The 16,909-nt window shown below is 66.0% G+C and carries 15 protein-coding genes and 3 pseudogenes; 14 read left to right on the top strand and 4 right to left on the bottom strand.

Features of this window, described 5'->3' with window-relative positions; all coding sequences use genetic code 11:
* Positions 1–154: 154 nt before the first annotated feature.
* Positions 155–286, bottom strand: a pseudogene (locus A6723_RS31925) (phasin family protein); the annotation flags it as partial.
* A 169-nt stretch (positions 287–455) separates the two neighbouring features.
* Positions 456–731, bottom strand: coding sequence for a polyhydroxyalkanoic acid system family protein (locus A6723_RS27810; RefSeq protein ID WP_054907854.1), 276 nt, complete (start codon positions 729–731; stop codon positions 456–458).
* Positions 732–881: 150 nt separating this feature from the next.
* Here A6723_RS27810 and ubiE point away from each other — a divergent pair, with 150 nt between their 5' ends.
* The 14 genes and pseudogenes from ubiE to A6723_RS27870 all read left to right on the top strand — a co-directional run bounded on the left by ubiE (position 882) and on the right by A6723_RS27870 (position 12,044).
* Positions 882–1,664 carry a bifunctional demethylmenaquinone methyltransferase/2-methoxy-6-polyprenyl-1,4-benzoquinol methylase UbiE gene (ubiE, locus tag A6723_RS27815; RefSeq protein ID WP_054907853.1) on the top strand — a complete coding sequence of 261 codons (783 nt, stop codon included), beginning with the start codon at positions 882–884 and terminating at the stop codon, positions 1,662–1,664.
* Positions 1,661–2,287 carry an SCP2 domain-containing protein gene (locus A6723_RS27820; protein ID WP_256233665.1) on the top strand — a complete coding sequence of 209 codons (627 nt, stop codon included), beginning with the start codon at positions 1,661–1,663 and terminating at the stop codon, positions 2,285–2,287. Before ubiE ends, A6723_RS27820 begins: the two co-directional genes overlap by 4 nt.
* Positions 2,284–3,891: a ubiquinone biosynthesis regulatory protein kinase UbiB gene (gene ubiB, locus A6723_RS27825; RefSeq protein ID WP_054907851.1), complete on the top strand. Its 1,608-nt coding sequence runs from the start codon at positions 2,284–2,286 to the stop codon at positions 3,889–3,891. Before A6723_RS27820 ends, ubiB begins: the two co-directional genes overlap by 4 nt.
* 95 nt (positions 3,892–3,986) lie before the next feature.
* Positions 3,987–4,400, top strand: a complete 414-nt coding sequence (gene hisI / locus A6723_RS27830) for a phosphoribosyl-AMP cyclohydrolase (protein WP_024766215.1) — start codon at positions 3,987–3,989, stop codon at positions 4,398–4,400.
* Positions 4,390–4,728, top strand: coding sequence for a phosphoribosyl-ATP diphosphatase (locus A6723_RS27835; protein ID WP_045212901.1), 339 nt, complete (start codon positions 4,390–4,392; stop codon positions 4,726–4,728). Before hisI ends, A6723_RS27835 begins: the two co-directional genes overlap by 11 nt.
* A 24-nt stretch (positions 4,729–4,752) precedes the next feature.
* Positions 4,753–5,001 (top strand): twin-arginine translocase TatA/TatE family subunit, encoded by a 249-nt coding sequence (locus tag A6723_RS27840; protein WP_024766217.1) that lies wholly within the window; start codon positions 4,753–4,755, stop codon positions 4,999–5,001.
* Between the two features lie 3 nt (positions 5,002–5,004).
* The gene (tatB, locus tag A6723_RS27845) at positions 5,005–5,517 is read left to right on the top strand and encodes a Sec-independent protein translocase protein TatB (RefSeq protein ID WP_054907850.1); all 513 of its coding nucleotides are present in this window, start codon (positions 5,005–5,007) and stop codon (positions 5,515–5,517) included.
* Entirely contained in the window at positions 5,514–6,308 is a 795-nt protein-coding gene (gene tatC / locus A6723_RS27850; RefSeq protein ID WP_054907849.1) for a twin-arginine translocase subunit TatC, read from the top strand. The genes tatB and tatC overlap by 4 nt, the downstream gene beginning before the upstream one ends.
* On the top strand, positions 6,305–7,012 hold the full coding sequence (locus A6723_RS27855; RefSeq protein WP_054907848.1) for a 16S rRNA (uracil(1498)-N(3))-methyltransferase: 708 nt from the start codon (positions 6,305–6,307) through the stop codon (positions 7,010–7,012). The genes tatC and A6723_RS27855 overlap by 4 nt, the downstream gene beginning before the upstream one ends.
* Positions 7,013–7,198: 186 nt before the next feature.
* Positions 7,199–8,239: pseudogene (locus A6723_RS32740) on the top strand (methyl-accepting chemotaxis protein); the annotation flags it as partial.
* Positions 8,240–8,398: 159 nt separating this feature from the next.
* Positions 8,399–9,112, top strand: a complete 714-nt coding sequence (locus tag A6723_RS32745) for a methyl-accepting chemotaxis protein (RefSeq protein ID WP_371914083.1) — start codon at positions 8,399–8,401, stop codon at positions 9,110–9,112.
* 462 nt (positions 9,113–9,574) lie between these two features.
* Positions 9,575–10,663, top strand: a pseudogene (locus A6723_RS32750) (methyl-accepting chemotaxis protein); the annotation flags it as partial.
* A complete protein-coding gene (locus A6723_RS32755; protein WP_371914084.1) occupies positions 10,658–11,521 on the top strand; it encodes a methyl-accepting chemotaxis protein in 864 nt (287 codons plus the stop codon). The pseudogene A6723_RS32750 and the gene A6723_RS32755, both read left to right, overlap by 6 nt.
* Positions 11,522–11,615: 94 nt before the next feature.
* Positions 11,616–12,044, top strand: coding sequence for a UPF0158 family protein (locus A6723_RS27870; protein ID WP_054907845.1), 429 nt, complete (start codon positions 11,616–11,618; stop codon positions 12,042–12,044).
* A 249-nt stretch (positions 12,045–12,293) separates the two neighbouring features.
* Here the strand turns inward: A6723_RS27870 and A6723_RS27875 are convergent, their stop codons facing one another.
* Both A6723_RS27875 and A6723_RS27880 read right to left on the bottom strand, forming a co-directional pair.
* Positions 12,294–13,763 (bottom strand): AdeC/AdeK/OprM family multidrug efflux complex outer membrane factor, encoded by a 1,470-nt coding sequence (locus tag A6723_RS27875; RefSeq protein ID WP_054907844.1) that lies wholly within the window; start codon positions 13,761–13,763, stop codon positions 12,294–12,296.
* Between the two features lies 1 nt (position 13,764).
* A complete protein-coding gene (locus A6723_RS27880) occupies positions 13,765–16,908 on the bottom strand; it encodes an efflux RND transporter permease subunit (RefSeq protein ID WP_054907843.1) in 3,144 nt (1,047 codons plus the stop codon).
* Position 16,909 lies beyond the last annotated feature (1 nt).

The following is a 16,909-nucleotide window of genomic DNA, read 5'->3' on the forward strand; positions in this document are numbered from 1 at the left end:
AAGCCAGCCTCAATCTGGTAACGTTGTCCCTGAGTCAGCTGCCGGTAATGCGTAGTCATCTGCGCTTGAATCCTTCGGTGTGAGAGCCTGGATTCTACCGGTGGCTGGCTCTCTGCCTCTCGTTTCAAGCGTTGCGCTTATTCTATGAATTCAGGCTGCCTTCCTGGCCCACCTTGGCGTAGGTGCCCAGGCCCGCGAGCCAGATCTGCCGCGCGTAGTGCTTGGCATCGGAGTAGAGGGAGGATTCGAGTTCTACGACTTTCTTCTTGCTGACAGCCTTGGCCATGGTGGCACCTCACAGGGTTCTGATTCGATGATGTCGAACAGCTGCCCGCGAAAGGCGGGACTGTGGGCCAAGGTATCGGGGAAAATTAGAAAACACATACCAGGCTTTGCAGGAAAGCCGGCGCCGCCCGAAAGCGGCTTGGCCCCGCAGGGAGCGGGGCCGAAAGGTATCAGGCCAGCGCCTTGTCCAAGGCGCGCTCGATCTCGCCCTTGAGCAGGCCGCCCATGGCCGAGAGCATCAGGCCCAGCTTCACGTCGACCGCGACCTTGTCCGCGCCCACTTCGATGCGCCCGTCCACGCCGCTGCGCTTGAACAGCAGGGTGTCGCCCTGCCACTCGCTGCTCACGCCGTGCTCGCGGCCGAGCTTGTCGGCGAGCTTCTCCGCCTTGACGCGAGCGGCTTCGAGGCCGAGGGAGTGGGAACGTTCGACGTGGATACGGGACATGCTGGAACTCCGCGAGTGACTGACTATCCAGATGATACGCGCCGCGCCGTATCGCCGCACCCCGGCGCCCCTCTTGCGGTGGCGAGCGGGGCGGCGTTTTCTTCGCATCCTGTTAGAATGCCCGCCACTGACTTCCAGGGTAGAAACGCCATGAGCGAACCGCGCAAGCCCCAAGCCGGCCAGGACAGCGCCGATCCCACCACGCACTTCGGCTACAAGACCGTGCGCGAGAGCGAGAAGGCCGAGAAGGTCGCCGAGGTGTTCCACTCGGTCGCCGCCAAGTACGACCTGATGAACGACCTGATGTCCGGCGGCGTCCACCGTCTGTGGAAGCGCTTCACCATCGAGCTGTCCGGCGTGCGCGCCGGCAACCGGGTGCTGGACATCGCCGGCGGCACCGGCGACCTGACCCGCCAGTTCTCCCGCCTGGTCGGCCCGACCGGCGAAGTGGTGCTGGCCGACATCAACGCCTCGATGCTCAAGGTCGGCCGCGACAAGCTGCTCGACAGCGGCGTCGCCGGCAACGTCAACTTCGTCCAGGCCGACGCCGAGAAGCTGCCGTTCCCCGACAATTATTTCGACGCGGTAACCATCGCCTTCGGCCTGCGCAACGTCACCCACAAGGACGAAGCCATCCGCTCCATGCTGCGGGTGCTCAAGCCCGGCGGCCGCCTGCTCGTGCTGGAGTTCTCCAAGCCCACCAGCAGCCTGCTGTCCAAGGCGTACGACGCGTACTCCTTCACCCTGCTGCCGCTGATGGGCAAGCTGGTGACCAACGATGCCGAGAGCTACCGCTACCTGGCCGAATCGATCCGCATGCACCCCGACCAGGAAACGCTGAAGTCGATGATGGTGGAGGCCGGCTTCGACCGCGTCACCTACCACAACATGACCGGCGGCGTGGTCGCCCTGCACCGCGGCATCAAGCCCTGATGACCCTGCTCCTGCAGGCCGCCCTGGCCAGCGCCGAAGCCCCCGTCAACCGCGTGCTGCGGCTCGATGGCGTGGCGCTGAAGCGCCTTGGCCGGCTCGCCGGCAAGGTGCTGGAGGTGGACTGCCAGGCGCCCGCGCTCAGGCTGTTCATCCTGCCCGACGCCGACGGCCTGCACCTCGCCGCGCACCACGAGGCGCAGGCTGACTGCACCCTCGTCGCGCCGGCCGGCAGCCTGCTGCAACTGGCGCTGGCCAAGGACAAGACCCGCGTCCTGCACAGCCCTGAAGTGACCATGGGCGGCGACAGCGCGATGCTGCTGGAGCTGGCCGATATCCTCCAGAGCCTGGAGCTGGACTGGGAGTATGAAGTCTCCCGCTGGCTCGGCCCGGTGCCCGCGCACCTGCTCGGCGCGCGCCTGCGCGGCGGCATGGCCTGGGCCGGCGACAGCCTGGAAAGCCTGCGCCTGAGCCTCGCCGACTACCTCGCCGAGGAGAGCCGCAGCCTGGTCGGCCAGCACGAAGCCGAAGCACGCTTCGCCGAACTGGACCAGTTGAAGATGTCCCTCGACCGCCTCGACGCGCGGATCACCCGCCTGACCCAGAAGATCAAACCCGACGCATGAAGCTGCTCGCCTTCCGCCGCCTGCTGCGCATCCAGCGCGTAGCCATCCGCTACCGCCTGGACGACATGGTCCTCGAACTGCCGTTCCTGCCGTGGTGGCTGCGCCTGCTGGGCGGTTTGCTGCCCTGGCGCTGGCTGCCGCGCAAACCGCTGGAGCTCAGCCGGGGCGCGCGCATCCGGCTGGCGCTGGAAGACCTCGGGCCGATCTTCATCAAGTTCGGCCAGATACTCTCCACCCGCCGCGACCTGTTGCCTGACGACATCGCGCTGGAGCTGGCCTTCCTCCAGGACAAGGTGCCGCCCTTCCCGCCGGAACAGGCCGTGGCACTCATCGAACAGCAGCTCGGCGCGAAGATCGAGCAGGTGTTCTCCCGCTTCGAGCGCGAACCGCTGGCCTCCGCCTCGGTGGCGCAGGTGCACACCGCGCAGCTGAAATCCGGCGAGGACGTGGTGGTGAAGGTCATCCGCCCGAACCTCGAACCGGTAATCCGCTCCGACATCGCCTGGCTGCACATCCTTGCGCGCACCGCCGAGCGCATCTCCGCCGACGCCCGCCGCCTGCACCCGGCCGAAGTGGTCAGCGACTACGAGAAGACCATCTACGACGAGTTGGACCTGCTGCGCGAAGCGGCCAACTCCTCGCAGCTGCGGCGCAACTTCGAAGGCTCGCCGCTGCTCTACGTGCCCCAGGTCTACTGGGACTGGTGCCGCCCCAAGGTGCTGGTGATGGAGCGCATCTACGGCATTCCGGTGACCGACCTGGAAACCCTGCGCGACCAGCGCACCGACTTCAAGGCGCTGGCCGAGCGCGGCGTGGAGATCTTCTTCACCCAGGTGTTCCGCGACAGCTTCTTCCACGCCGACATGCACCCCGGCAACATCTTCGTCAGCACCCGCACGCCCTGGAGCCCGCAGTACATCGCGGTGGACTGCGGCATCGTCGGCAGCCTTACCGACGAGGATCAGGACTACCTGGCGCGCAACCTGATCGCCTTCTTCAAGCGCGACTACCGCAAGGTCGCCCAGTTGCACATCGACTCGGGCTGGGTGCCGGCGGAAACCAAGGTCAACGATTTCGAGGCGGCGATCCGCACCGTGTGCGAGCCGATCTTCGAGAAGCCGCTCAAGGACATCTCCTTCGGCCAGGTGCTGCTGCGCCTGTTCCAGACCGCGCGACGCTTCAACATGGAAGTGCAGCCGCAGCTGGTGCTGCTGCAGAAGACCCTGCTGAACATCGAAGGCCTGGGCCGCCAGCTCTACCCGGAGCTGGACCTGTGGACCACCGCGCAGCCCTTCCTGGAGCGCTGGATGCGTGATCGCGTCAGCCCCGGCACCCTGCTGCGCAACGCCCAGCAGCACATCGAACAACTGCCGCACCTGGCGCAGATGACCCGCGATACGCTGGAGCGCCTGTCCCGCGAGCCGCAGCCCGAAGCACGCCTGACCGGTGCCCAGGCCGGCATGGCCAGCGCCTGGCCGGCGCGACTGATTGGCGCGGTGCTGGTCGCCGGCGCCGCAGAAACCGGCCTTGCCACCCACAGCCTCGCGGCCTGGCCAGCCTGGGCGATGCTGGCCGGTGGTCTGTATCTGATTCTGCGCCGATAGCCAGTCGCCGCGGTGGCTGGCACACTTAACCGCTATACGAAGTGGCTTACAAAGTGGCTCTGGGCACCGCGCGTGCCCGCTGTACGGAACCCGAGATGAAAGACTGGCTGGACGAAATCAAGTGGAATGCCGATGGACTGGTGCCGGCGATCGCCCAGGACCATCGCACCGGCCGCGTGCTGATGATGGCCTGGATGAACCGTGAGGCTCTGGCCCTCACCGCCGCCGAGAACCGCGCCATCTACTGGTCGCGCTCGCGCGGCAAGCTCTGGCGCAAGGGCGAGGACTCCGGGCACGTGCAGAAACTGCACGAACTGCGCCTGGACTGCGACGCCGACGTGGTGATCCTGATGGTCGAGCAACTGGGCGGCATCGCTTGCCACACCGGCCGCGAGAGCTGCTTCTACCGGGTGTTCGAGAACGGCGCCTGGCAGACCGTCGACCCGGTCCTCAAGGACCCGGATGCCATCTACTCCCACGTAGGTACAGGAAAACCCCATGAGCACTGATACCCTCGCCCGTCTGGCGGAAGTCCTCGAAGCGCGCAAGAATGCCGCACCGGACAGCTCCTACGTGGCCAGCCTGTATCACAAGGGCCTGAACAAGATCCTGGAGAAGGTTGGCGAAGAGTCGGTTGAAACCATTCTTGCCGCCAAGGACGCCGCCGCCAGCGGTGACTGCACGGACCTGATCTACGAAACGGCCGACCTCTGGTTCCACTCCCTGGTGATGCTCGCCGCCCTTGGCCAGCACCCGCAGGCAGTATTGGACGAGCTGGACCGCCGCTTCGGTCTTTCCGGGCATGACGAAAAAGCCGCGCGCCAACCGTCAGCCTGATACGAACAATTCGAGGAGAACAAGATGGGCATCTTTGACTGGAAACACTGGGTCGTCATCCTGATCGTCGTGGTCCTGGTCTTCGGCACCAAGCGCCTGAAGAACCTCGGCTCGGACGTCGGCGAAGCCATCAAGGGCTTCAAGAAGGCGATGAACACCGAGGAAGACGAGAAGAAGGACCCGAACGCCGCTGCCGGCACTCCGCCGCTGAACCAGCCGCACACCATCGACGCCCAGGCGCACAAGGTCGAAGAGCCGGCGCGCAAGGACTGATTCATGTTCGGTATCAGCTTCAGCGAACTGCTGCTGGTAGGGCTCGTCGCCCTGCTGGTGCTCGGCCCCGACCGCCTGCCGGGCGCCGCGCGCACGGCCGGCCTGTGGATCGGCCGGCTCAAGCGCAGCTTCAACGCCATCAAGACGGAAGTGGAGCGCGAGCTGGGCGCGGATGAAATCCGTCGCCAGTTGCACAACGAGCACATCCTGCAGATGGAACAGGAAGCCAAGAAGCTGATGGCGCCGCTGACCGACCTGCAAGACCAGGCCCGGGAAGCCTTCAATCCGCAGCAGCCGGCCCAGCCCGAAAGCCAGGACGCGCCCGCTGAACCGCCCGCGGCGCCGACCATTGCGCCCAATAGCCGGCTGAACAGCCTGCCGGGCGCGGGGATTGCTCCGCCTGCCGTTACGCAAGCGACACCTGCTGCGCCGCAGGCGACAGAAGCCGACCAGCCGAGCCAACCGACTGCCGCAAGCCAGCCGCCCGCTTCTTCCGAGACGCCGCGTACCCCATGAGCGCCGAAAAACCCGACCAGCCCGAACAAGACCAGGAAATGCCCCTGGTCTCGCACCTGACCGAACTGCGTACGCGCCTGTTGCGCTGCGTGGTGGCGATCTTCGTGATCTTCATCGGCCTGCTGTACTTCTCGCAGAAGATCTACGCCCTGGCCTCCGAGCCGCTGCGGCGCTTCCTGCCCGAAGGCGCGACCATGATCGCCATCGACCCGGCGTCGGCCTTCCTCGCACCGCTGAAGCTGACCATGATCGTCGCCGTGCTGATCGCTATGCCGGTGATCCTCGGCCAGGTCTGGGGCTTCATCGCGCCGGGCCTGTACAAGCACGAGAAGCGCGTCGCCCTGCCGCTGCTGGCCTCCAGCATCGTGCTGTTCTACGCCGGTATGGCCTTCGCCTACTTCCTGGTATTCCCGTTGATGTTCCACTTCTTCCTCGGCCAGGCCCCGGAAGGCGTGACGCCGATGACCGACATCAACAGCTACCTGGACTTCCTGACCCTGCTGTTCGCCTTCGGCGTGGCCTTCGAGATTCCCGTCGCCACCGTGCTGCTGGTGTGGATCGGCGTGGTCGACGTGGCCTACCTGAAGAAGATCCGCCCCTACGTGATCATCGGCTGCTTCGTCGTCGGCATGGTCCTCACCCCGCCGGACCCGCTGTCGCAAACCTTGCTGGCAGTGCCGATGTGGATGCTGTTCGAGGCCGGCGTGCTGTTCAGCCACCTGATCCGCAAGCGCGGTCCGGAAGAGGAAGAAGAGTCCAAGGGCGACCAGCCACCGGCCACCCGCCCGTGAACCTGCTGCTGCTCGACGACGCCGACTTCGTTGCGGCGGATCGCGTGATCCTGCGCGACCGCCGCCTGACCCACATGCAGGAAGTCCATCGCGCCGAAAGCGGCGACCGCATGCGCGTTGGCCGCCTCGGCGGCTTGATGGGCGAAGGCCGCCTGCTGCGCCTGGAACCGAACGAGGCCGAACTGCAGGTCAGCTTCGACCAGCCCCCGCCGGCCAAGCTGCCGCTGACCCTGCTGCTCGCCCTGCCCCGCCCGAAGATGCTCCGCCGCGTGCTGCAGACCGTCGCCGCCATGGGCGTGCCGCGCCTGGTGCTGCTCAACAGCTACCGGGTGGAAAAGAGCTTCTGGCAGACGCCCTTCCTCGAACCCGAAGCAGTGCGCGAGCAACTGATCCTCGGCCTCGAACAGGCACGCGACACCGTGCTGCCCGAAGTGATCATCGAGAAGCGCTTCAAGCCCTTCGTCGAGGATCGCCTGCCCGCCCTCGCTGCCGGCAGTCTCGGCCTGATCGGCCACCCGGGCCCCTGGCCGGAATGCCCGCGGGCACTGAGCGAACCGGTGACCCTGGCCATCGGCCCGGAAGGCGGCTGGATTCCCTACGAGGTCGACAAGCTGCGCGAGGCCGGCCTGAACCCCGTGCAACTGGGCGAACGCATCCTGCGCGTCGAGACCGCCGTGACCGCTCTTCTGGCACGACTGTTCTAAGTCGAACTGGCGCAAAGCCAGTAACCACGCGGCCTCCAGCGTGAACCACCAGTCAGAAAAATAACTCGAAACACTTCAGTTCCAGGCAGCGAAGCCGATATCTGGGCTACCGGTCGTCCCCCACTCTGCGCATTTCCCGCTCAGCCATGCGTACCGGCCTCGTACAACCCCTGGAGCGCCGCCTTCATGTTTCGCTGGTTCAACAACCTCAGTGTCAAACTCAAACTGGCATCGGGCTTCGGCCTGGTGCTGCTGCTCACCCTGCTGATCGCCCTTACCGGCTGGATCAACCTGGGCAATGTGATCAGCCGTGGCGACAAGCTCGGCGAGATCTCCGAGCTGATCGCGATCGCCAAGGACCTGCGCATCGCCCGCCTGAAATTCCAGTCCACCCGCGCGCCGGAAGACGCCAAGCTGGTACTCGATACGCTGGACAAGCTGGATCAGCGCCATCGTTCGCTGAACGAGAAGTTCACCGAGGCCGAGGACCGTCGCGTCATTGACCAGCAGCATGAGCTGAGCGTGGAGTACCGCAAGCTCTACGCCCAGTTGCTGAAGTCCTTCGAGGAACGCGACGCCGCCAAGCAGGTGCTGATCAAGTCCGCCGGCGCCGTCAGCGAAGGCCTGCAGAAGGCCGAGCAGAAGCTGGTCGGCACCGGCAGCGCCGAAGGTCTGCAGCACCTGCAGGACCTCTCCGGCCTGGGCCGTGCCGTGATGCAGGCGCGCCTGCAGGTGATGGCCTACACCAGCACCGACGCACAGAACCTCGAACAACCCGCCTTCGCCGCGCTGCAGCAGCTGATCGACGCCGTGAAGAGCGACATGAGCACCTCACCGGCCGAGCTGAACGGCGATTTCCGCGCCACCCTCGATGCGCTGGAAACCTACCGCAACGCGCTGACCAACTACCGCAACGAAGTGAACGACAGCCAGGCCGCCCGCGATCGCATGCGCGATTCCGGCCAGCAGATCGAGAAGCTGAGCAACGAGCTGACCGCCACCCAGACCGCCAAGCGCGACGCAGGCGTCACCCAGGCCAAGACCCTGCTCGGCCTGGCTGCGCTGATCGCCCTAGTGCTGGGCAGCATCGCCGCCTGGATCATCACCGGGCAGATCGTCAATCCGCTGCGCGACGTGCTGGGCCACGCTGAGCGCATCGCCGACGGCGACCTCAGCCGTGACATCCCCACCACCCGCCACGACGAACTGGGCCAGCTGCAGAAGAGCATGCAGCGCATGAACCTGTCCCTGCGCGAGCTGATCAGCCACATCCACGACGGCGTGACGCAGATCGCCAGCGCCGCCGAGGAACTGTCCGCGGTGACCGAGCAGACCAGCGCCGGGGTGAACAACCAGAAGACCGAGACCGACCAGGTCGCCACCGCCATGAACGAAATGGCCGCCACTGTGCAGGAAGTCGCGCGCAACGCCGAGGAGGCTTCCGAGGCCGCCTCCGCCGCCGACCGCCAGGCCCGCGACGGCGAAGGCGCGGTGAACGAAGCGGTGAACCAGATGGACCGCCTGGCCGGCGAAGTCGGCCGCACCAACGAGTCGGTGCTCAAGCTCAAGCGCGAAAGCGAAAAGATCGGCAGCGTACTGGACGTGATCAAGGCGGTGGCCGAACAGACCAACCTGCTGGCGCTCAACGCCGCCATCGAAGCCGCCCGCGCCGGCGACGCCGGGCGTGGTTTCGCCGTGGTGGCCGACGAGGTGCGTGGCCTCGCGCAGCGTACCCAGTCCTCCACCGAGGAGATCGAGGAGCTGATCGCCGGCCTGCAGAGCGGCACCCAGCAGGCCGTGCAGATGATGGAGACCAGCCGCGACCTGACCGTCAGCACCGTCGACCTGACCCGCCGCGCCGGCGAGCGCCTGGGCGCCATCACCCGCACCGTGTCGACCATCCAGTCGATGAACCAGCAGATCGCCGCCGCTTCCGAGCAACAGAGTGCAGTGGCCGAGGAGATCAACCGCAGCGTGATGAACGTGCGCGACATCTCCGAGCAGACCGCCGCCGCCAGCGAGGAAACCGCCGCCTCCAGCGTCGAGCTGGCGCGGCTGGGCAACGAGCTGCAAGTGCTGGTCAGCCGCTTCCGCGTCTGATCCTTCCGTGATGAAAAGGCCCGCGCAATGCGGGCCTTTTTGTTTCTCCAGACCGGACATCGGCACTGGTACTTCCCCCTCACCCCAGCCCTCTCCCAGAGAGAGGGAGCCATCCGTGCCGGCTGATGCAACGGTTTCACCCTTCACCGTACGGTCCCCTCTCCCTTTGGGAGAGGGTTAGGGTGAGGGCATTCCCATGCACGGATTCCACCTATAGGAGCGAGCTTGCTCGCGAACAAACCCCGCTGCGGGATCAGTTCGCGAGCAAGCTCGCCCCTACAAGAGCTCTCGCGCCACGCGAGAAACCCCGCGACGAATTCGCACCTTCAGTTTCTGTAGCTGCCGCCGATAGCCTCTGACGCACGAAGATGCGTCCCGACAATTCCACCTCGCCTCCGATCTTTTGTTGTTGCCTGCCACAGGCCGTCGATCCCGTGGCGACGCCTGCCTGGAGTATTCGACATGTACGATTGGCTAGTAGTACAGCTGGGACGTCTCAACGTCAGCCTCAAGCTGGTGGTGGGCTTCGGTATCCTCCTTTTCCTCACCCTGCTGGTGCTGCTCAGCGGCCTGCACAGCCTGAGCAACCAGGCCGAGCGCGGCCAGCAGATGGCGACCATCACCGAACTCAACGACCTCAGCCAGCAGGCCAACCTCGCCCGCCTGCAGTTCGAACTGGGCGGCGACCGCAGCCAGGCCGAGCGCGTCGAGCAGCACAGCACGAAGATGCTGGAGCTGATCGAGCAGCGCCTGAAAGGCAGCGATATCGATGCCAGACAATTGAGCGCCGCACGCCAGGCGGTGAGCGAATACCGCGAAGCTTTCAGCGCCCTGACCCGCGCCGTGGACCAGCGCACCCAGGCCCGCAGCACGCTGGTAGGCAGCGCGCAGAGCGCCCTGCAGGCCTTCGAGGCACTGGACAAGCAGCTCTTCGACCTGCTCGCCGAGCAACCCGGCGATAGCCAGTTGCTGCACAGCGCCCAGGCCGTCGGCCAACTGCACCAGCAACTGCTGGTGGTGCGCTACCAAGTGCGCGGCTACGTCTTCGAGCAGTCCGCCAATGCCGAACAGGCCGCCTTCGCCGCCTTCGACAAGCTGCGCGACACCGGCTCCGCGCTGCAGAACCAGTTACCAGCCATCGCCGCCGACGGCCTGAGCACGGCCCTGAAAGACCTGCAGAACTACCGCAGCGGCATCGAACACTTCCGCGACGGCGTCAACGCCACGCTGCAAGCACGCAAGGGCCTGAACGGCGCCAGCGAAGCGCTGCTCGCAGCCGCCACCCACCTTTACGACGACACCCTCGCGCGCAACGACGCCGAGACCGCCGCCGCCAGGACCCGGCAGATTCTCATCGCCATCCTGGCGCTCGCCTTCGGCATGCTGTCGGGCTGGGCCATCAACCGCCAGATCGTCCGCCCGCTGCATGAGGCGCTGGAGCTGGCCGAGCGCATTGCCCAGGGCGACCTGTCCCAGGGCCTTTCCCGTGACCTCAACCTGCAGCGCAGCGACGAGCTGGGCCAATTGCAGCGCGTGATGATGCGCATGCGCGAAAGCCTGTCGCAGCTGCTCGGCCACATCGGCGGCAGCGTCAGCCAACTGGCCACCGCCGCAGACGAACTCTCCGCCGTCACCGAGCAGACCCGCGCCGGGGTGAACAGCCAGCGCGTGGAAACCGAGCAGGTCGCCAGCGCCATCCACGAAATGGCCGCTACCGTGCAGGAAGTCGCGCGCAACGCCGAGCAGGCCTCCGCCGCCGCACAACAGGCCGACCAGCAAGCGCGCCAGGGTGACCAGGTGGTACAGGACGCGGTGAACCAGATCGACCGCCTGGCCATCGAAGTGGATCGCTCCGCCGAGGCCATGGAGCTGCTGCGCAAGGAAAGCGAAAAGATCGGCAGCGTGCTGGATGTGATCAAGTCGGTCGCCGAGCAGACCAACCTGCTGGCGCTCAACGCCGCGATCGAGGCCGCCCGTGCCGGCGAAGCCGGGCGTGGATTCGCCGTGGTCGCCGACGAGGTGCGCGGCCTGGCCCAGCGCACCCAGTCCTCCACCGCCGAGATCGAAGGCCTGATCGCCGGCCTGCAACGCGGCGCCCAGGAAGCAGTGACGCGCATGGACGACAGCCGCCGCCTGACCGGCAGTTCGGTGGAACTGACCCGCCGCGCCGGCGAGGCGTTGGGCGTGATCGCCCGCACCGTGGCCGACATCCAGGGCATGAACCTGCAGATTGCCTCCGCCGCCGAGGAACAGAGCAGCGTCGCCGAGGAGATCAACCGCAGCGTGGTGCAGGTGCGCGAGATCGCCGACCAGTCGGCCGCCGCCAGCGAACAGACTGCCAGTTCCAGCACCGAATTGGCGCGCCTGGGCAACGAGCTGCAGCTGCAGGTAGGGCGCTTCCGCCTGTGAGGCCTCCGCTGGCCGGTGCACCCGCACCGGCCGGCGGGACAATTGTCATGCGCATGGCGTAGGATCGGTCACTCGCCATATAGGGAGAGTGACCATGCGCCCGCTGACCATCGACCTCGACGAACTCGCCTTCGCGCTCGACACCCAGGGTATCGATCACTACCTCGATCTGTTCAGCGGCCAGGTGCTGCTGATTCCCGAAGAAGACCCCGATCCTGAACTGGCCGAACTGCTGCACCGCGAGCCGGAACGCCTGCTGCCCATTGAGCCGCTGAGCAGCGGCCAGTCGCTGGAGCTGATGCGCGAATTCCTCCGCGAAGTGCCCGAGCCGCACGCCTATTCCGCCCTGGCCAACGCCATCGAAGGGCGCAAGCCGTTCAAGGCCTTCCGTCATGTGCTGATGGGTTATCCCGAGCTGCTGCAGGCCTGGTATGTCTACCAGGGCGAACGACTGCGCGAGTGCGCGCTGGATTGGCTGGCGGACAACCAGATCCAGCCGGCGACGCGCAGCGCTCACCTGTAAGGGCGCGCCATACGTGCTCGCTAGCAGGGACCTCCTGCGTAAAGCCCTACCTACCCTCTCCCCCGCCCTCTCCCTGAAGGGAGAGGGAGCTATCCGTGCCGGCTGACACATAGGGTTTCGGCCGGCAGCAAACCAATCCCCTTTCCCTTCAGCGGCGGATAACCCGTTCCGGGTTATCCGCCCTACGTGTAGCCCTCGCCTACCCCCAAACAAAAACGCCGCCCCGAAGGGCGGCGTTGTTGTTTCCGATCAGAACAACCGGCCTTCAGGGGCCTCGCTGGAGATCGGCTTGGCCTGAGCTGCCGTGGCCTGCCAGCCGCCGCCGAGGGCCTTGTACAGGTTGACCTCGCTGGTCAGCTGGTTGAGGCGGTCGGAGATCAGCTGTTGCTGGGCACTGAACAGCGAGCGTTGCGCATCGAGCAGGGTGAGGTAGTTGTCCACACCGGTGCGGTAGCGCTTGTCGGCCAGGCGGTAGTACTCGCTGCTGGCGTCCACCAGCGCGCGCTGCGCCTGCAGTTGCTCGTTGAAGGTGCCACGGGCGGCAAGACCATCAGCCACCTCGGAGAACGCCGTCTGAATGGCTTTCTCGTACTGCGCGATGTTGATGTCCTTCTGCACCTTGGCCAGGTCCAGGCTCGCGCGCAGGCTGCCGGCGTTGAAGATCGGCAAGCTGATCGACGGCTTGAACAGCCAGGTGCCGGAGCCGCCGTCGAACAGGCCGCCGAGGTCCGGGCTGATGGTGCCGGCGTTCGCGGTCAGGCTGACGTTCGGGAAGAACGCCGCCCGCGCCGCGCCGATGTTGGCGTTGGCCGCCTTGAGCTGGTGTTCCGCCTGGAGGATGTCCGGGCGGCGTTGCAGCAGGTCGGAGGGCAGGCCCGCCGGCACGGTGGCCAGCAGTTCGTCGCCCAGGCCACGGCCTTGCGGCAGGTCCGCCGGCAGGCCGGAACCGAGCAGCAGCACCAGGGCATTCTGGTCCTGCGCCACCAGGCGGGTGTATTGCGCCAGGGTCGCCCGCGCGCTTTCCACCGAGGTCTGCGCCTGGCGCAGGTCCAGCGCCGAAGCGACACCGACGTCGTAGCTGCGCTTGGTCAGGTCGTAGCTCTTCTGGTAGGTGCCGAGGGTGTCGCGGGTCAGCTGCAACTGGGCCTGGTCGGCGCGCAGCGTCAGGTAGGCGTTGGCGACGTTGGCCACCAGGCTGGTCTGGGTGCTGCGACGCGCCTCTTCGGTGGCGAAGTACTGCTCCAGCGCCTGGTCACGCAAGGCGCGCAGGCGGCCGAACAGGTCGATTTCCCAGGACGTGATGCCCAGGGTCGCACCGTACTGGCTGCTGATCATCGAACTGCCGGTCTGCGACAGGTCCGCCGGCAGGCGCTGGCGCGAGCCGTCGAAGCTGGCATCCACCGCCGGGAACAGGTCGGCCCGCTGGATGCGGTACTGCGCCCGGTAGGCTTCGATGTTCAGTGCGGCGACGCGCAGGTCGCGGTTGTTTTCCAGCGACACTTCGACCAGTCGCTGCAGTTGCGGGTCCTTGAAGAACTCGCGCCAGCCGATGTCGGCGCCGGCGTTGGCCGGTTGCGCCGCATCGTAGGCATCGCCCTGCGGGTAAGCCGCGGCCACGGGCGCCTCGGGGCGCTCGTAGTCGGGGATCAGCGAGCAGCCGGACAACACACCGGCCGCTATCGCCAAATGCAAAGAGGGCAACAGTAAGGACTTTCTCATATCAATGCCCCTTCTCAATGGCTTCCTGTTCCTTGGACTGCTTGTCCTTGAACAGGGTACTGACCACCACATAGAACAGCGGTACCCAGAAGATCGCGAGGATGGTCGCGGTGACCATGCCGCCGATCACGCCGGTACCGATCGCGTGCTGGCTGCCGGAGCCTGCACCGGTGGAGATCGCCAGCGGCAACACGCCGAGGACGAACGCCAGGGAGGTCATGACGATCGGGCGCAGACGCATCCGGCACGCCTCGATAGCGGCCGCGACGATGGGCTTGCCCTCGCGCTCGTGCAGTTCCTTGGCGAATTCCACGATGAGGATCGCGTTCTTCGCCGACAGGCCGATGGTCGTCAACAGGCCCACCTGGAAGAACACGTCGTTGGACAGGCCGCGCATGGACGTCGCCAGCAGCGCACCGATGACGCCCAGCGGCACCACCAGCATCACCGAGAACGGGATCGACCAGCTTTCATACAGCGCCGCCAGGCAGAGGAACACCACGATCAGCGACAGGGCATAGAGCGCCGGAGCCTGCGAACCGGACAGGCGTTCCTCGTAGGACAGACCGGTCCAGGAGTAGCCGACGCCCTTGGGCAGCTGCTTGACCATCTCCTCGACCGCAGCCATCGCCTCACCGGTGGAGCGGCCCGGGGCCGGCTCACCGAGGACTTCCATGGCCGGGACGCCGTTGTAGCGCGCCAGTTTCGGCGAGCCATAGCTCCATTCGCCGGTGGCGAAGGCGCTGAACGGCACCATCTCCCCGGAGCTGTTGCGCACGTACCACTTGTCCAGGTCTTCCGGGCTCATCCGCGAATTCGGGCGGCCTTGCAGGTAGACCTTCTTCACCCGACCGCGGTCGATGAAGTCGTTGACGTAGTTCGAGCCCCAGGCAATCGACACGGTGGTGTTGATGTCCGCCAGCGAGACGCCCAGCGCACTGGCTTTCTCGTCGTCGATCAGCAGCTTGTACTGCGGCTCGTCGTTCAGGCCGTTGGGGCGCACGCGTTGCAGCGCGGGGTTCTGCGAGGCCATGCCGAGGAACTGGTTGCGCGCCTGCATCAGCACTTCATGGCCGACGCCAGCCTGGTCCTGGAGGAAGATGTCGAAGCCCACGGCGTTACCCAGTTCGAGTACCGCTGGCGGGGCGAAGGCGAACACCATCGCGTCCTTGAAGCTGAAGAAGTGCATCTGCGCACGCTGGGCCAGCGCGAACACGCTGTTCTCCGCGCCCGGACGCTCTTCCCAGGGCTTGAGCATGATGAACGCCATGCCCGAGCTCTGGCCACGGCCGGCGAAGTTGAAGCCAGTCACGGTGAACACCGAGGCCACCGAGCTGCTTTCCTTCTCGAGCAGGTACTCGCGCATCGAGTCCACCACCACCTGGGTGCGCTCGGCGGACGAACCGGCCGGGGTCTGCACCTGGGCGAACAGCACACCCTGGTCCTCGTCGGGGAGGAACGCCGTGGGAATGCGGGTGAACAGGTAGACCATGCCGCCGAGGATCAGCACGTACATCAGCAGGTACGGCATGCGGTGATTGAGGATCGAGGTGACGCCGCGCTCGTAGCCATGGGTGGTGGCGAGGAACTTGCGGTTGAACCAGCCGAAGAAGCCGCGCTTGTGCTCGCCATGGTCGCCCTTCTCGATGGGCTTGAGCATGGTGGCGCAGAGCGCCGGGGTGAGGATCAGCGCCACGATCACCGACAGGGCCATGGCCGAGACGATGGTGATGGAGAACTGCCGGTAGATCACCCCGGTGGAGCCGCCGAAGAAGGCCATCGGCAGGAATACCGCCGACAGCACCATGGCGATACCCACCAGCGCGCCCTGGATCTGGCCCATGGACTTGCGCGCCGCCTCGCGGGGCGACAGGCCTTCCTCGGCCATCACCCGCTCGACGTTTTCCACCACCACGATGGCGTCGTCCACCAGCAGGCCGATCGCCAGCACCATGCCGAACATGGTCAGGGTGTTGATCGAGAAGCCGAAGGCGGCAAGTACACCGAAGGTGCCCAGCAGTACCACCGGCACGGCGATCGTCGGGATCAGCGTGGCGCGGAAGTTCTGCAGGAACAGGTACATCACCAGGAACACCAGCAGGATCGCTTCGCCCAGGGTCTTCACCACCTCATGGATGGAGGCGGAGACCACCGGGGTGGTGTCGTACGGGTAGACGATCTTCATGCCCTGCGGGAAGAACGGCTCCAGCGTGGCCAGGGTGGCGCGGATCGACTTGGCGGTGTCCAGCGCGTTGGCGCCGGTAGCCAGCTTGATCGCGATACCGGAGGCCGGCTTGCCGTTGAACTGGGCGTTGATGCTGTAGTCCTGGCCGCCCAGGGCCACGTCGGCAACGTCCTTCAGGCGAACCTGGGAACCGTCGGCGTTGACCTTGAGGAGGATTTCCTTGAACTGCTCGGCGCTCTGCAGGCGGGTCTTGCCGATGATCGTGGCGTTGAGCTGCTGGCCCTTGACCGCAGGCAGGCCGCCCAGCTGGCCGGAGGAGATCTGCACGTTCTGCGCCTGGATCGCCGTCTTCACGTCGCCCGGAGTCATCTGGAAGCTGTTGAGCTTCGCCGGGTCCAGCCAGATACGCATGGCGTACTGCGAACCGAACACCTGGAAGTCGCCCACACCGGCAGTCCGCGACAGCGGGTCCTGGATGTTCGAGACGATGTAGTTCGACAGGTCTTCCTTGGTCATGCTGCCGTCTTCGGAGACGACGCCGACCACCATCAGGAAGTTCTTCACCGCCTTGGTCACGCGGATGCCCTGCTGCTGCACTTCCTGCGGCAGGAGCGGGGTGGCCAGCTGCAGCTTGTTCTGCACCTGGACCTGGGCGATGTCAGGGCTGGTGCCCTGGTCGAAGGTCACGGTGATGGTCATGCTGCCGTCGGAGTTGGACTCCGAGGAGATGTAGCGCAGATGGTCGAGACCGTTCATCTGCTGCTCGATCACCTGCACCACGGTGTCCTGCACCGTCTCGGCGGAGGCGCCCGGGTAGCTCACCTGGATGGCGATGGCCGGCGGCGCGATGGCCGGGTACTGGTTCACCGGCAACTTGAGGATCGACAGACCGCCCGCCAGCATGATCACCAGGGCGATTACCCAGGCGAAAATGGGCCGGTCAATGAAAAACTTCGACATT

Origin of the sequence: Pseudomonas sp. AU11447, assembly GCF_001672555.2 — a bacterium.
GTDB lineage: Bacteria > Pseudomonadota > Gammaproteobacteria > Pseudomonadales > Pseudomonadaceae > Pseudomonas > Pseudomonas nitroreducens.

Bases quoted from the DNA above. Each gene is read 5' to 3' on its own strand.
- hisI (WP_024766215.1), top strand. From the start codon at position 3,987: ATGAAAGACTGGCTGGACGAAATCAAGTGGAATGCCGATGGACTGGTG.
- A6723_RS27875 (WP_054907844.1), bottom strand. From the start codon at position 13,763: ATGAGAAAGTCCTTACTGTTGCCCTCTTTGCATTTGGCGATAGCGGCC.
- tatC (WP_054907849.1), top strand. From the start codon at position 5,514: ATGAGCGCCGAAAAACCCGACCAGCCCGAACAAGACCAGGAAATGCCC.
- tatB (WP_054907850.1), top strand. From the start codon at position 5,005: ATGTTCGGTATCAGCTTCAGCGAACTGCTGCTGGTAGGGCTCGTCGCC.
- A6723_RS27810 (WP_054907854.1), bottom strand. From the start codon at position 731: ATGTCCCGTATCCACGTCGAACGTTCCCACTCCCTCGGCCTCGAAGCC.
- ubiE (WP_054907853.1), top strand. From the start codon at position 882: ATGAGCGAACCGCGCAAGCCCCAAGCCGGCCAGGACAGCGCCGATCCC.
- A6723_RS27840 (WP_024766217.1), top strand. From the start codon at position 4,753: ATGGGCATCTTTGACTGGAAACACTGGGTCGTCATCCTGATCGTCGTG.
- A6723_RS32745 (WP_371914083.1), top strand. From the start codon at position 8,399: ATGAACGAAATGGCCGCCACTGTGCAGGAAGTCGCGCGCAACGCCGAG.
- A6723_RS27880 (WP_054907843.1), bottom strand. From the start codon at position 16,908: ATGTCGAAGTTTTTCATTGACCGGCCCATTTTCGCCTGGGTAATCGCC.
- A6723_RS27870 (WP_054907845.1), top strand. From the start codon at position 11,616: ATGCGCCCGCTGACCATCGACCTCGACGAACTCGCCTTCGCGCTCGAC.
- ubiB (WP_054907851.1), top strand. From the start codon at position 2,284: ATGAAGCTGCTCGCCTTCCGCCGCCTGCTGCGCATCCAGCGCGTAGCC.
- A6723_RS32755 (WP_371914084.1), top strand. From the start codon at position 10,658: ATGCGCGAAAGCCTGTCGCAGCTGCTCGGCCACATCGGCGGCAGCGTC.
- A6723_RS27835 (WP_045212901.1), top strand. From the start codon at position 4,390: ATGAGCACTGATACCCTCGCCCGTCTGGCGGAAGTCCTCGAAGCGCGC.